Here is a 14,106-nt window from a genome sequence, read left to right on the forward strand (position 1 = left end):
GCGTTATGATGAGCGCTTTTCAGTTAATTTACGTTCGCTGTAGCCACTGCCGTCGTGTCAGAAAACGACAGAGTGAAGTCCTGTTCGGTATTTAATACTTTTGCCGGGAACTCCAAGCTTAACTGTGTGTGTGGTGCGACTTCTGAAGCGATACTGGTGACGAATTTTCGGGTTTCACCCGGAGAGATTGACAAGTTATTTCCCCCTCGTGATGAGAGCTCTGCGATCCCCATGGTTTCAAGCGTGTTACCCGCAGTATCTGCTAAGTTCAACAAAGACTCCGATTTATACACTAGCTCTCCGCTTTCGGTGCGATAGGCATTAAACGTGTTGAAGTTTGGCTGTAATGAACCTTGTGAACCGACGTTAGTGACGGAAAACGTCACATTAGAGCCATCAAAATTCTCGACTTTCACCAACACGTTACCGTCTTGGTAACGTGCTGCTGCGGCAGCACTGGCTTGCTGTTTCTGTCTCTGTTGTTCTTTCTCGATGTTGCTTAACTGTTCCTGCTCGCTAGCAATTCTATTTTCTGCCATGGCGTAAGATTGATCCACCATTGCTAACAAAGCGGGGATTGAATACAACGTGAGACCTTCCAAATGGTCAAAGTCGATTTTGGCATGCTGAGTAAGTTCGTGGTTCGAGAACTGGCAGTAACCATCAATCAAGCTAACAAATGCGACTTCAAAAGTACCTTGTAATCGGCTCACTTCCTGTGCGGCTTTTTCTAAATCTGAGCGTACTTTTCTGATCTCTTCCAATGTCTTTTGTGGCAAACGTCCATTGGGTGACACGTCGTTGGAAACCGAGACCAGTGCTTCGGTCACAAATGGATTGTTTTCGGCTGGAATCACCGTGGTGATGCGGTTGGATTTAGTGATGTCTTCGCCCAGTAAAACCATCATTTTTTGCGATACGGCAGTTGTGTTGCCCGCTAAAACATCACTACAGTTTGGAGACGTATTCGCATACGCGGCGAATGCGGTAAAAAGTGAAAAGATAACGGACCAGCCAGTGGCGACGAGTCCTGTCGTGGTTCGAGTGTTCATCCTGATAACCCCTCTGTCATTTGGTGCGATTCACTGACGTAATTGCCAATCAAAAGATTGGCTCGCGACATTCAGAATGGTTCTGGTCAATCCTTCGTAGTGGGTATGCCCGCAGATGCTTTCTAGTCGTTTTCTCAATCGCTAAGCCACGACTGAGTAAAGTGTCTGAAATTGAGAACATTAATGCTGCGAAGTTGATGTCTTTTGTTTGAAAGATAGACGTAACTTTTCTAACCATCAAATACGTGATTAGGTTCTCATTTTTATATGAGTGAGAGGATCAAGAGAAAACAGGCACTTACTGTAGAGAGTTGATTTGAGAGAAAAATATAAATTTTTTTGGGGAACTTTTTTGATGCTGCCTTTGAGACTTTTTCGAATCTCAAAGGCAGATTCTAACGCATGCGCTTAATTACAAAGCGTTGAGTACATCCGCAAGTCGAGTGACAGCAGTCGTCAGTTCTTCTGGTGTGGCATTGGTAAAGTTAAGACGCAGAGCGGCTTTTACCTTTGAACCTTCCGGATAAAATACCGGGCTTGGCACTACAGCAACCCAGTTTGCGAGAAGGGTCTTCGCAAGTTCGAACGTGTCACATTCTGGAATTTCTACCCAGACAAACATACCACCATCGACAGGTTTGAGTACGCAACTTTCCGGCAGCTGTTTTTGCAGCTCAGTAAACATGACATCGTAACGCGATTTGTAAAGCGCACAGATGGTTGAAATGTGCGTTTCGAAGTTGTCATGTTGCAGTAGACCATGCAGCAAAGCTTGCATTGGAATACTAGAGTGCAGATCGGCACCTTGTTTGATTTTGATGAGTGGCTCAAGGTAACTGCGTTTGCCCGTTACCACACCAATACGCAAGCCTGGTGAGGCGATTTTGGAGAATGAACGCAATACGATGGAGTGCTGCGGGCAGAACTCCGAAACCAGCGGCAGTGCTTCACCAGAAAAACGCAGCTCGCGGTATGGTGCGTCTTCAATGAATGCAACGTCGTATTGGATACAAAGCTCGGCAACTTTTTGGCGAGTCTCTAGCGCCCAGCATACGCCCGTTGGGTTGTGAAAATCGGGCACGGCGTAGAACATTTTTGGTTGCTGCGTGGCAAAGCATTGCTCGAGTTCTTCAAGGTTTGGGCCGCACTCGGTTTGCGAAACGGTCACGATGTTGGCTTGCACTAAACCGAATACTTGCATAGCACCAAGGTAGCTTGGTGCTTCCATCACCACTTTATCGCCCGGATTCACGTACGCACGCGCAATCAAATCTAGACCTTGCTGAGAACCCGTTGTGATCATCGCCAAATGAGATTCTGGTAGCTGGTAATAATCGGTCAAAAAGTTAAGTAGCGGTGCGTAGCCTGCTGTTGCGCCGTATTGAAACACCTCTGGCATGTTCGCGAGGTTTTCGAGCGTCGGTTTCATTAAGTCGATCGGGAAGGTTTTTTCGTCCGGTAAGCCACCCGCAAGAGAAATGACGTTCTTATCGCTCGCTGCTGCGAGGATCTCTCGAATGTAGGATGACTTAGTTTGTTGTAATGACTGTGCTATTTCCATGTGCTGTGCTTCTCGTAATTGTCTTTTTTTATGTCAGAAATAGTATAGGTAAATTGCCAAGCTTGGTGTGTCCATTTATGCTGTTAAATATGTCCATTTATGCTATTTGAGCGAAAGTTTACTCCGTGAGCCATCAACAAGTTTCCAGAATCAATGACGTGTTGTTTTACATTCATCAGGACATTAGCAGAGAGTTATCGGCTAAAGAGCTAGCAGATGTAGCAGCCTATTCTGAACAACACTTCCATCGTATTTTTAAAAATGTGGTAGGGGAGTCTGTCCATCAATATATCCGCCGCACAAGAATGGAATACGCCGCCAATCAACTGATGTTTGATACCAGCTCATCGGTGTTAGACATTGCTAACAAGTGCGGATTTAGCTCAGTATCTTCTTTTAGCCGAGCGTTTAAAGCGACGTTCGCTATGTCACCTGGTGCGTGGAGAAAGCATGATTTACAAGTCGCAGAAAAACCGTATTTGAAGGATCCGGAAGTAGCAGCGGGTTATCATCGTGTTGCTAAACGCGAGTTGCCAGAACCTAAAATTATGGAGGTTCCACAACGCTTTGCGGCGTATGTACGGCATGAGGGTTATAGCCGTTCCATTCGCAACGCGTGGCTGATTTTGAAAGCGTGGGCAAGTTCTGAGAATCGGGACTTTTCGGTTCAATACGGCTTGCATCACTCCAATCCTGCTTGGGTCGAACTCGACAAGTGTCGTTATGTGGCTTGTATGGCGATTGATACGCCGCTCAAAGTGCGTGGCGTCGTGAATCAAATGACGATTCCGGGTGGTTTGCATGCCGTCTTTCGCTTAACGGGAGTATATGGTGAGCTTCTTCCTCAACTGAGTATGGTATTAGAGAAGTGGTTGCCTAACTCTGGCTTTAAACAGCGTTCTACGCCCGCTTATGTCCATTATCATAAAAATCACTTTCTCAGCTATGATGAGGCGTTTGAGCTGGATTTCTATCTGCCCATTAGCTTCTTCTAAGGATGAAAATGAACGTATTATCTTGTGAGTCGGTTTATGGTGAGCAAAGAACTGACCAAGAGCGCCATGAAGAAAAGGCAGAGCTTGTGCTGGCTCTGCCATTTCTAGGGGATCTTAAAAGTTTGCGTCTGTATCAGTACCAACGGATACGTTAAGTCCGCTAGTTGATTGATAAATGCTGAAAGTTTCGCCAGCGACAATACCTTCTTCAGAATCGTCATTTGCCGTACAGGTATAACCGACCGAGTAAGTACCAGGTTCTACAAAACCGAATTCGTACTCGTAATTTGCATCATCAACGTCTTGAACCACGTTCGCTGCTGCGATTGGCATTGCTTGGCCTTCTGCGCCGGCAAATGGCCCCATGTTTTCTTCGGCGATATTTCCTTGATATAAGTAGACCGCGTGCGAATATCCATTTGCACTTGGGGTATCCGTTTCGCAGCTTTGATAGGTCAATGTTGCGACATCACCCTGAATCTCCCCCGTTGTAACCGTGTTAATTAAAGTGACGGAGGTGCGTTGAATGCTGTAGCCTTCGTTTTGGCCTGTTCCGTCTTTTAAGCCACGGCGCAGATCAAATTCAACTACGAACTCATTATTGTCAGGGTTGACTGCAAAGGTGTTGTTAAAGAACAGTACTCCAGAGTCAGGATCCTTTCCGACACCTTGTGGGCAAGCCCCATCACCTTTGACGGTCAGTGGGATTTGATTTCCTGTCGCTTCGTCAATCACATACGATGGGTAGTTTGGATGATCGCCATCATTAGCAAACACGCAGAGTTTATAATTACCAGTTGGTATCAGTTCATCATCCACCAATTCCTGCGCGTCACTGCCTTGGAAATTGAGTAAGTTAACACTTAGTGGGAGTGGATCTTCACCTTCGGGAAGGGGGTTACCATCTTCGTCGACCAAATTGCCTTCTTCGTCTGTTTTATACACATCGAATACTTGTGGTGTGCCACCATCCAGAGGAAGAAATGCAACTTTGTTATATGTGATCACCACTTCTGATACGTCATCAATAGGGGCATCTGATACGGACAAAGTAACAGGAGTCATTGTACTGACAGAGTCACTGTCTGAATTACAGCCAATAAGTGCAACGGCTATTGATGCACTGATTAGGCCAATTTTCATGCTGTTCATTAGATGTACCTTTTTATGAGAAGTGTATTAAATGTAGCCGATTATTGACAAAGTACAGAATAACAACGAGCGGAGTTACCGGGCCGAAAACAGCGACGAACCATCATTAAGACGTTCAGTAAAAGTGTGCTCAAATCGACGATATTGTGCTCAATGAAGTGCTATGGTTAAGAATGTGTCGCTCAAAAAATGAGCGGAGATATACATCAATAACTCTAGCCAAGAGGTCTCTATGTTAGGTGAAAATCACTCATTAACTCATGAATTCCCAGAACATTTGGATACCATTACTCAGCTTGCCGAAAACGATGCATCATTTGCTGAAACCGTTAAAAACTACAATGCTTTAGATAAGGAAATCCGCGTACTAGAACTGCAAGGAAGCCCGATTGATGATCACGAAATGAACGTGTTAAAACATAATCGAGCTGAGCTCAAAGATTGGCTCCACTCGAGAATTATGGGCTCTTAGCGACGCAATGATCATCGGCTCGTAATCTACGAGCCGATTTTAGTTTCAAGGGACGATGCCAAGTATTCCAACATTAGGGTTGCTGAGCAGGAGCTTGGAGTGGCAGGTGGCCTGTTTTTACCCAAATGATCGTTTCTTGCTCTACAAAAGGAAAGTGCTCACTCATATGTGGACTGCGTATCCAAGAGTAGGGAGGATAGGTTCCTAGCTCGTCTTTAAACTCCCCCGATAACACAAAAATTTCTTCACCACCAAAGTGACGGTGTGGTTGAAACTTCTCGTCTTTCGGCCATTTAACCAATGCGACATGTTCATTCTCAAAATCATGCAATGGCATGACTTTCAGCCCACCAATGCCAGGTAACCAATTCGCTTCGTTCGTGTTGATGCGAACTGTTTCAAGATCATCAGAATTGAATTGATTTAGTTTAACTAAAATCACACAGCCTTCTTTGCTATAGGGCGCATGCTGACTTCCAGGAGGGTTACGCAAGTAGGTTCCAGCAGGGTAGTCACCATCTTCGTCAGAGAACACTCCTTCGAGCACTAATATTTCTTCTCCGTGAGGATGAGGATGAGTCGAAAAGTGCGAGTTTGGCTCATACTTCACTACGCTGGTGGTGTGCCCTGATTCTTTGGCTTCTCTTTCCAAAGGTTTACGCCACACGCCTTTGGAAGGGCTGGCGATCCACTCCTGTTCCCCTGTTTCTATCACGATTCTTTTCGAGAAATCCATATTCAACATACTGAAATTCCGTTACTTATCTAATGATTGACTCTCAATAGTATACGTATAAAAAACATCAATTGATTCACTTGTTGATAGTCAAAATCAGGGATTGAATACGAGCTAGCAGTCGGAACCGAGTTAAATTTCTGCTTGTGTAATGATAATTGTTATATTATAACATCGCAAAGTTAAATGTTATAACATAACAAAAGGAAAGAAGTAGTGAATAAGAAATTGGTTTCTCTCGCGATCGGTAGCATTTTTGCGTCCCCTGTTTTTGCCGATACATTATCGAACCCACAGATTGGTGTTGTTGTTGATGGCTACTACCAAGATGGTCAACGTCATAATTCTGAGCGCGAAGAAGGCTTTGGCCTAGGCCATACGGAATTGAACTTATCATCAAATATTGACGATAAGTTTCACGGTGCGTTGACCGCTGTTCTTGAAAGTCATGGCGATGAGACAGAATTAGAGCTTGAAGAAGCATTCATCGAAACTTTGGCATTGCCATACGGTGTAAACGTGCGCGCAGGCCGATTCCTATCTGACTTCGGTTACCTCAACAATCAACATATGCACACTGACAGTTTCGTTGAACGCCCAATTGCTTACCGTACTTTCCTTGGTTCGCATTACTATGATGACGGTGTACGCGCAAACATCGTTCTGCCAACCGATCTTTACGTGAAGCTTGGTGTAGAAGCATTAAGCGGCAACAAGATGTCTTCTGTTGAAGATGGCTCTATAGTTGGTGTTTACACGACAACGATGAAGCTTGGTAATGATTTCTCTGAATCTTCAAGTTGGCAGTTTGGTTTAAGTTACCTGCGTAACGAAAATGGCAAAGTTAAAGAATTCGAAGATCACGACCATGGTCATGGTCACGAAGAAGAACATGACCACAGCCACGCTGCGGCTGTAACGGGTGCGAACCTATACGGCGCAGATTTTGTGTGGAAGTGGGCACCAGATGGTAACTACAAGTACAGCAACTTCACGCTATCTGCGGAATACATGTTGTTAGACGGTGTAGTAGACAGCAAATACAAGAACGAAGCAGAGTCACCAGACAACTTAAGCGCATACTATGTTTCGGGCGTTTATCGCTTCAACCCAAGCTGGTCTGCAGGCCTACGTTACGGCGAAGCAGAAAGCTATGATGGCCACGCACACGGCGATCATATGCATTTCACAGCACTGAATGATAAAGAGATGGATGCGATGATCGCATGGGATTCTTCTCATTTCGGTACGATCCGTGCGCAATACACTCGCATTGATAACCAAGACAGCGAAACAGACAACGTGTTTACTCTGCAATACGTGATGACATTTGGAGCGCACGGTGCACATGCGTTCTAAACTTGCGATAAGTAAATGCAGTTTAGTGATGATGGCGGCGGGATCTGCCATCATCTCTTCGCCTGCTTTGGCTCTCAACATTTTCGTTTGTGAGCCTGAATGGAAAGCTTTTCTTGAAAGTCATGCCCCAAACGCCACCATTTACTCAGCAACCACGGCTAAGCAAGATCCCCATTATGTTCAAGCTCGTCCGTCTTTGATTGCCAAGATGCGCCAAGCTGACATGGCGATGTGCTCTGGCGCTGAGTTGGAGGTAGGTTGGTTGCCGATGCTTCAAAATCGAAGTGGCAATAGTGCCGTTCAAAATGGTGCTCAAAGCATGATTTATGCGACCGATTTCGTGCGTATGTTGGACTCTCATGATCATGTTGACCGCAGCATGGGGGACATTCATGCGCACGGAAACCCACATGTTCAATTTGCGGCAAATGACATGATTCCGTTGTCTCGCAAAGTAACGGAGCGCTTAAAAGCGATTGATCCCGACAACGCACAAAGTTACCAAGTTAATGGTATGAAGTTTCGCGCGAAGTGGCAAAAAAAGCTCAATGAATGGAATGAGAAAGGCGCGGCTTTAAAGGGTAAGCAAGTTGTCGGTTATCACGCGACGTATCGTTATTTGTACGATTGGCTCGGAATGAAGCAGATTGCCGATCTCGAACCTAAACCGGGCATTTCACCGACCACATCTCACCTGCAATCACTTACCAAGTTAGATGCCGACAGTTTTGATGTGATTGTTTACTCCTCTCATCAGGATCAGCGTCCAGCGAACTGGTTGCAGGAGCATACTGACAAACCTGTGATTCAACTGCCATTGACCGTTTCTGAGGGTGAAAGCTTGGATGAGATGTACGATCAGGTCATTGATGATTTACTGGATGTGTTAGTGCCACCCGTTCCAGTGAAGATCTAAGTCATGGCAGATTATGCATGGCTTTTACCTGCGGTTTTGTGTGGCTTAATTGCGTTAGTTGGCAACATCGTTCTGGGGCAACAAGTTCTTAATCGTCAGATCATCTTTATAGATTTGGCGGTGGCGCAAGTTGCGGCATTGGGGGCAGCACTAAGCCACTACTGGTTGAGCCAATACGCGCTGTTCTCAGGCTCATTCTTTGGTGAAATGATTGGCCCTTGGGTTATGTCTTTGATGCTTTGCGGTTTGATTGCCTTAATGGAGAAACGATACCAGCAACATTTAGAGCCCATGATTGGCAGCTTGTTTGTGGTGTCTGCATCGCTGGCGATCCTGCTGGTGAGCAAAGACCCACACGGCGGAGACTTTATTCAAGGCATTCTTAATGGGCAACTGTTATGGGCGACTTGGGCAGACGTTTGGCCTTTGGCACTCATTACCGCTGCGATGTTGCTATTGGTTTGGTTAAAACCTGCGTTTATGTGTGGTAGTGGTTTTTATCTGATCTTTGCTATCCTGATGCCCATTACGGTCAAGTTAACCGGCATTTATTTAGAATTTGCTTTGTTGGTTATTCCGGCTTTATGTGCGGCAGCATTGAAGGGAACTCGATTCTATGTCGCCAGTATCAGCATCGGTATTGTTGGGATTTTATCGGGTATTGCCGCATCGGCTCGCTACGACTTACCAAGTGGTGCGAGTATTGTGATCACCCTGTTTATTACTGGAATGTTGTTTAATCTTTTGCTTCAACCTTTTCTGGTGAAAATAACAAAACCAGCTTTTGTAAGAGATTAAGAGACAAGTAATATTGGTCTGATGAAGTAGTATTTGAGTCATCAGATCAATACTTTTCTATCCAAGTCCTCCAATCGTGTAACTTTGCTCCTTCCAACACACTTTCTTAAGTTGATCTTGCCATAGTCATCAAGTTGCCTTGATTAGTTCACATCCGACTCCCAGACTGTTTCTATAGTTTTTATAAGATATAAAAGACCCTGCGTATGAGAAGCGCAGCTGTAGCGCGACTAGGCATAAAAACAAAAAACGCTAGGGATACAAGCGAATTTGTACTCTCAACATTTAAGGAAGACCAAGATGAAAGACGAAAAAGTCGCCGTCGTTACAGGAGCTGCTCGCGGTATAGGGCAGGCCATTTGCGAGCAATTACTCGAAGATGGATTCCACGTCGTGGGACTAGATATCTCGCCTGTGGAGTGGAGTCAGTCGCCAAACCTTTCAAGTTATCAAGTGAATCTCTGTGAGGCCGCAGCGGTAAGTGAAGTGGTCGACCGCATCGTCGCGAAACATCAACGCATTGATGTTCTGGTCAACAACGCCGGGATAACGAGAGATGCACTGCTGCCAGACATGTTAGAGCAAGACTGGGACAGCGTTATCGACGTGAACCTAAAAGCGGTGTTTTTACTCACCCAGCGCGTTGCACCTGTCATGCTAGAGCAAGGCGCAGGCAGTATTGTCAGTATTTCGTCTATCGTGGGAACGGATGGCAATATTGGTCAAAGTAATTATGGCGCGAGTAAAGGTGGCGTGATAGCGATGAGCAAAGGCTGGGCGAAAGAGTTAGCAAGAAAAGGCGCTCAAATCCGAGTCAACTGTGTTGCTCCAGGTTTTATCGCTACCGACATGACAAAGAGCTTGCCTGAAAAAGTCATTCAAATGATGGAAAGTAAAACGCCTCTGGGACGCATGGGCTCGGCGCAAGACATTGCCAATGGCGTTGCGTTTCTAGCGTCTGATAAAAGTGCGTTTATAACCGGACAAGTGCTCAAGATTGATGGTGGGTTGGTGTTATAGCTCGCTAATCAAAATCTCAAATAACAAACGCCCTTTACTTATGTGAAGGGCGTTTTTGTTGGGTAACGCTATTCGGGCTTTTGACACGTTCACTTTATTCGTTTCGCACTGCCGGATTTGTATGATTAAGTATAGAGTTAGAACACGTAATTCATTCTGGCATCGTTCTCTGTTATTAACCTAGCAATGTAGCTAATCAAAAATATTAACTTCGAAATAGAATAACTATTGAGGTATTAAAGTATGATTTTATTGCCCATGATATTGTTTTAAATGATAATGCCACTAAATAATTAACTTTGAATACTCACTATGTACTTAAAAACTGTACTGTTTAGCGCGTCAACTCTTCTTATTTTGGGCTGTAACTCCGAATCAACTAACCCATCTACTGAAGAAAGCGGATGGATAGTTGTAAGCTCTCACTCCGAGCCAAGAAAACATCAGGTAATTTACGAAAAACATAGCAGGAAAGGTCTAAGTCTTGCCACTAACGTTCCGGATCTTGACCTGCCTTTAACTTACCAATTGGCGAACCAAATTATTGAGGTCAAAGAAGAGCTTACATTTGGTGAAAATATTGATGGGAACCGCCTAACTTGGAAAGCTATTGGCAATTCTAAACTTAGAGAAAACCAAGTCCACTACGGAGTTAATAAAGATTACTCAGCTTCTAATGAAGGTATTGCTATCGGCTATGTTAACTTTGAGTCGAGGTTTGAGGCTGAAGGAAAGCTTGGAATCGAAAAGTTATTCATTGCGATGTATGACGATGTCAAGAGTGTCAAATTTTACTCTGGATGGGATAGTTCTAAAATATCTTGTTACCAAAATACGTTTGATGAAGACTTAGCTTGTTACGGTGAAATTTTAATTAACGACGATATAGTTCATGTTTTTGATAAATATCTGCCGTATGAATATGTAAACATGGTTTACGACACCGTTATGTCCAAAGGTCGAGAAGAGATAATTGAGGCAGATTTTCATCATCAAATTAAATACTTACTAGTCGCCAAAGAGAATAACGTTGAGATGCATTAGACTACATTAGCTTGATTACTTTTTGGTAATGAGTGGCTTTTCGAAACCGATGTGACCATGAGCAAGATTATTGGATTTTACAAAACTCATTTATGTTCAAAAAATGAGTTTTGTAGATATTAAAATGCATGGAGCCAATGCTCTCACTGATTCTATGAAGTTTTTTGTGCGCTCTAACCACAAGACAATCTATAAAAGACGTTGAGCCAACGTCTCTGCCACAATGCCACCTGTTAATAAGGCTGAATTTCAATGCCTGTTTCTCATTACCATTCAAATGTGCGCTGGTTAATGATTTTTCTGTAAGTAACACAATTGAACGTGATAGAAGTAACAAAATTGCTTCCTTGCGGTAACGTTCCCGAAAATTTTATATATTATCGCCCCATTGATACAAGTGATAGAGACGCTCTGTATCTGAGCGCTCTGAAATTCAGGCTTTAGATGGACATTTAAAGTCACCATATGTTTGCAATTTTTCTTGGGAACGTTTGCAAAACCCTGAGTGTAAATTTACGTGAGACTATGGAAATGAAACTACACACTTTGACGATGGCAGTAGCGCTTGGGCTGGTTACTGCACCTGCATTCGCAACAACAGATGTTGCCGCTCTTGAAAAGCGAATTAATGAATTAGAACAGAGGCTTGAACAGACAGAAAAAGTATCCACAGAAGCAAATGAGAAAGCCTCAAGCTTTGAGTTTCATGGCTACGCTCGTTCCGGGCTACTGATTAATGACGATCTGAATGGTGCAGTGGGTACTGGTCCTTACATGACGGCAGCTGGTGCTATTGGCGCTCCAGTTGGGCGATTAGGGGTAGAGGATGATCATTATGTGGAAGCAAACCTTATTCACAAACGCTTTGCAGATGATGGTTCCAGCGCTTTGTTCCGAATCATGTTGGCAGATAGTACGGAAACCAATAACGAATGGACGGCGAGCGAGAGTCAATTAAACGTTCGTCAGGTATATGCTGAGCTAAACAAGTTGAGCATGTTCTCTGAATCAAGAGCTTTTGCAGACGCGACGTTTTGGGCTGGTAAACGATTTGACCGTGATAACTTTGACATTCACTTCTTTGACTCGGATATTGTTTTCTTATCTGGCACTGGTGCTGGTGTGTATGACGTCCAAATGAGCGATTCATGGAAAGCAAACTTCTCGATCTATGGTCGTGATTTTGGTGAGATTGATAGCTCGTCAACGGATGTTGAAAACTATATCGCGACAATGAACAACCGCTTTGGTAATTGGCAATTGATGCTGAGCGGCATGACGTCTGCTGATAACAATGATCGCGCAGAAGGTGCAGCGGACAAAGGTTTACATGCGATGTTTGCCTACCATGGCGATAACTTCTTTGGCATGAGTGAAGGCTTCTCTAAAACTGGTATTTTGATGGGTGATGGACTGGGTGCAGAACTTAAAGGCATTGGTTCAAACGGTGATTTGCTAGAAGACGCAAAAGCCGTACGCTTGTTCAGCTATGGTGTAACACGCATCGGCGACAATTGGCGTGTAGCACCTGCGTTGTTAGCAGAACACAGCCAAGATCGCTTTGCTAAAAATGATGAATTTACGTGGGCATCGTTCAACATCCGCTTAGCGCAAGAGTTTACACAAAACTTTGAGATGGTTTATGAAGGCTCATACCAATACATGGACCTAGACAATGCGATTGATAAAGCAAGTGGCAGTTTTTACAAAGCGACAATTGCACCAACGCTTAAGATGTCTACCGCAGCAGGTTTCTTTGACCGTCCGGAGCTACGTTTTGCTGCTAGCTACGTAGATTGGAGCGAAGACTTGAATGGCTACTCGATTAGCCAGGATGCGGGCGCTGCAACGATGGGTGATGGTGGTGAAGTTCTGTTTGCACTGCAAATGGAAACTTGGTTCTAAAGGGATCTAACCGACAAAGAGTAATAAGAAAAGCGCCAACTGATTTCAGTTGGCGCTTTTTCATTAACAGGACTGACGCTCAATTGCTTTGAAGGTTAGTACCATCTTACTCATTTCAAAACTTCTGTTGGCAATTCTATCTAGTAACAGTTTCGCACCATTTTCACCTGCTTTATCAAATGCATAGTTAAATGTTGATAAGGTCGGGGTGCACACTGATGCGAGCTCATCATCACCAACTCCTAGCACTAAAACGTCTTTACCCGGTGTTAACCCAAGCTCTTGAATCGCTCTCATCGCACCAATAGCAATACGGTCTGTCGCACAGAACAAGCCATCTAACTTAGGGGTCTTTGTTAAGTGTTGTTTTGCCAATGAATAGCCAGAATCGATGGTAAAGTCACCACGAGCATGAAAGGCGAGCTCAAAACCATGGTGTTGCAGCGCTTGAACAAATCCTTCAGAGCGCTGTTTATCTACCGCGATATCGTCACCTTGTACGCCAATAAACCCCATAGTTTGGCAACCTTTTGCAACTAGTCTATTTCCCGCTTCAAACCCCACTCGTGCGTCATCATGAATGATGCTTGGAATATTAAACATGGAACCATCTTGACCGACGAGCACAACTGGGACCGCTGAGTTTTGAATTGCTTTTACCAGCTTGGAATCGAGGTGGGTGGCGTAAAGAATGATCCCTTCAACCCGTTTTTGGTTAAAGATCTGAATGTATTCCAGTTCTTTTTCGTGGACTTGGTGAGTGCTAGCAAGTAAGACATGTTTCCCCGCTTTTTCAAGGACATCGGTTAATCCATCGACACCTTGGGATGTGGCATGAGAGGAAACCCGAGGAACAATGACACCAACCAGATTGGTCTTTTGAGATTTTAGATCTTTAGCGACTTGGTTCGGCACATAGCCACACTCCGCTACTGCTTGGCGGACCTTCTGTTTTGTCGCTTCTTTTACGCCATACTCATCGTTTATAACCCGTGACACTGTTGATTTTGATACGCCAGCCAGACGGGCGACATCATGCAGACTCGCCATTGTTCCTATCCATTCTGTTTTTCGTTTTTGGGATTGTTTGCAAAGA

13 protein-coding genes are annotated in these 14,106 nt (G+C 44.4%); 8 read left to right on the plus strand and 5 right to left on the minus strand.

The window, feature by feature from the left end:
* Window positions 1-23: 23 nt before the first annotated feature.
* Both CBX98_RS08020 and CBX98_RS08030 read right to left on the minus strand, forming a co-directional pair.
* Complete coding sequence (locus tag CBX98_RS08020; protein WP_109168929.1) at window positions 24-1,052, minus strand: hypothetical protein; 1,029 nt, start codon at window positions 1,050-1,052, stop codon at window positions 24-26.
* A 412-nt stretch (window positions 1,053-1,464) separates the two neighbouring features.
* Window positions 1,465-2,613, minus strand: a complete 1,149-nt coding sequence (locus tag CBX98_RS08030) for a PLP-dependent aminotransferase family protein (protein WP_005392764.1) — start codon at window positions 2,611-2,613, stop codon at window positions 1,465-1,467.
* Between the two features lie 125 nt (window positions 2,614-2,738).
* Between CBX98_RS08030 and CBX98_RS08035 the strand changes: the two genes are divergently transcribed.
* Window positions 2,739-3,608 carry a helix-turn-helix domain-containing protein gene (locus CBX98_RS08035; RefSeq protein ID WP_109168930.1) on the plus strand — a complete coding sequence of 290 codons (870 nt, stop codon included), beginning with the start codon at window positions 2,739-2,741 and terminating at the stop codon, window positions 3,606-3,608.
* A gap of 114 nt (window positions 3,609-3,722) precedes the next feature.
* Here the strand turns inward: CBX98_RS08035 and CBX98_RS08040 are convergent, their stop codons facing one another.
* Window positions 3,723-4,760: a DUF4382 domain-containing protein gene (locus CBX98_RS08040; RefSeq protein WP_065645969.1), complete on the minus strand. Its 1,038-nt coding sequence runs from the start codon at window positions 4,758-4,760 to the stop codon at window positions 3,723-3,725.
* Between the two features lie 232 nt (window positions 4,761-4,992).
* On the opposite strand from CBX98_RS08040, the gene CBX98_RS08045 reads away from it, so the two are divergent.
* Window positions 4,993-5,232 carry a YdcH family protein gene (locus tag CBX98_RS08045; RefSeq protein ID WP_005392770.1) on the plus strand — a complete coding sequence of 80 codons (240 nt, stop codon included), beginning with the start codon at window positions 4,993-4,995 and terminating at the stop codon, window positions 5,230-5,232.
* 73 nt (window positions 5,233-5,305) lie between these two features.
* Here the strand turns inward: CBX98_RS08045 and CBX98_RS08050 are convergent, their stop codons facing one another.
* Window positions 5,306-5,977, minus strand: coding sequence for a cupin domain-containing protein (locus tag CBX98_RS08050; protein WP_109168931.1), 672 nt, complete (start codon window positions 5,975-5,977; stop codon window positions 5,306-5,308).
* A gap of 207 nt (window positions 5,978-6,184) precedes the next feature.
* Here CBX98_RS08050 and CBX98_RS08055 point away from each other — a divergent pair, with 207 nt between their 5' ends.
* The 6 genes from CBX98_RS08055 to CBX98_RS08080 all read left to right on the plus strand — a co-directional run bounded on the left by CBX98_RS08055 (window position 6,185) and on the right by CBX98_RS08080 (window position 13,010).
* Window positions 6,185-7,327, plus strand: a complete 1,143-nt coding sequence (locus CBX98_RS08055; RefSeq protein WP_109168932.1) for a hypothetical protein — start codon at window positions 6,185-6,187, stop codon at window positions 7,325-7,327.
* Window positions 7,317-8,243, plus strand: a complete 927-nt coding sequence (locus CBX98_RS08060) for a zinc ABC transporter substrate-binding protein (protein ID WP_109168933.1) — start codon at window positions 7,317-7,319, stop codon at window positions 8,241-8,243. The genes CBX98_RS08055 and CBX98_RS08060 overlap by 11 nt, the downstream gene beginning before the upstream one ends.
* A gap of 3 nt (window positions 8,244-8,246) precedes the next feature.
* Window positions 8,247-9,041 (plus strand): metal ABC transporter permease, encoded by a 795-nt coding sequence (locus CBX98_RS08065; RefSeq protein ID WP_109168934.1) that lies wholly within the window; start codon window positions 8,247-8,249, stop codon window positions 9,039-9,041.
* Between the two features lie 300 nt (window positions 9,042-9,341).
* Window positions 9,342-10,061, plus strand: coding sequence for a beta-ketoacyl-ACP reductase (locus CBX98_RS08070; RefSeq protein ID WP_046875840.1), 720 nt, complete (start codon window positions 9,342-9,344; stop codon window positions 10,059-10,061).
* 312 nt (window positions 10,062-10,373) lie between these two features.
* Complete coding sequence (locus CBX98_RS08075; protein WP_109168935.1) at window positions 10,374-11,105, plus strand: hypothetical protein; 732 nt, start codon at window positions 10,374-10,376, stop codon at window positions 11,103-11,105.
* A 531-nt stretch (window positions 11,106-11,636) separates the two neighbouring features.
* A complete protein-coding gene (locus tag CBX98_RS08080; protein ID WP_109168936.1) occupies window positions 11,637-13,010 on the plus strand; it encodes a carbohydrate porin in 1,374 nt (457 codons plus the stop codon).
* A 63-nt stretch (window positions 13,011-13,073) separates the two neighbouring features.
* On the opposite strand, the gene CBX98_RS08085 is transcribed toward CBX98_RS08080, so the two are convergent.
* A complete protein-coding gene (locus tag CBX98_RS08085) occupies window positions 13,074-14,060 on the minus strand; it encodes a LacI family DNA-binding transcriptional regulator (RefSeq protein ID WP_109168937.1) in 987 nt (328 codons plus the stop codon).
* Window positions 14,061-14,106: the final 46 nt, after the last annotated feature.

The organism is Vibrio sp. T9 (genome assembly GCF_003123985.1).
Taxonomy (GTDB): Bacteria; Pseudomonadota; Gammaproteobacteria; order Enterobacterales; family Vibrionaceae; genus Vibrio; species Vibrio diabolicus.

Coding starts and splice junctions, on each gene's coding strand:
- CBX98_RS08030 (WP_005392764.1), bottom strand. CDS start 2,613: ATGGAAATAGCACAGTCATTACAACAAACTAAGTCATCCTACATTCGA.
- CBX98_RS08085 (WP_109168937.1), bottom strand. CDS start 14,060: ATGGCGAGTCTGCATGATGTCGCCCGTCTGGCTGGCGTATCAAAATCA.
- CBX98_RS08050 (WP_109168931.1), bottom strand. CDS start 5,977: ATGTTGAATATGGATTTCTCGAAAAGAATCGTGATAGAAACAGGGGAA.
- CBX98_RS08060 (WP_109168933.1), top strand. CDS start 7,317: ATGCGTTCTAAACTTGCGATAAGTAAATGCAGTTTAGTGATGATGGCG.
- CBX98_RS08040 (WP_065645969.1), bottom strand. CDS start 4,760: ATGAACAGCATGAAAATTGGCCTAATCAGTGCATCAATAGCCGTTGCA.
- CBX98_RS08080 (WP_109168936.1), top strand. CDS start 11,637: ATGAAACTACACACTTTGACGATGGCAGTAGCGCTTGGGCTGGTTACT.
- CBX98_RS08065 (WP_109168934.1), top strand. CDS start 8,247: ATGGCAGATTATGCATGGCTTTTACCTGCGGTTTTGTGTGGCTTAATT.
- CBX98_RS08045 (WP_005392770.1), top strand. CDS start 4,993: ATGTTAGGTGAAAATCACTCATTAACTCATGAATTCCCAGAACATTTG.
- CBX98_RS08020 (WP_109168929.1), bottom strand. CDS start 1,052: ATGAACACTCGAACCACGACAGGACTCGTCGCCACTGGCTGGTCCGTT.
- CBX98_RS08075 (WP_109168935.1), top strand. CDS start 10,374: ATGTACTTAAAAACTGTACTGTTTAGCGCGTCAACTCTTCTTATTTTG.
- CBX98_RS08070 (WP_046875840.1), top strand. CDS start 9,342: ATGAAAGACGAAAAAGTCGCCGTCGTTACAGGAGCTGCTCGCGGTATA.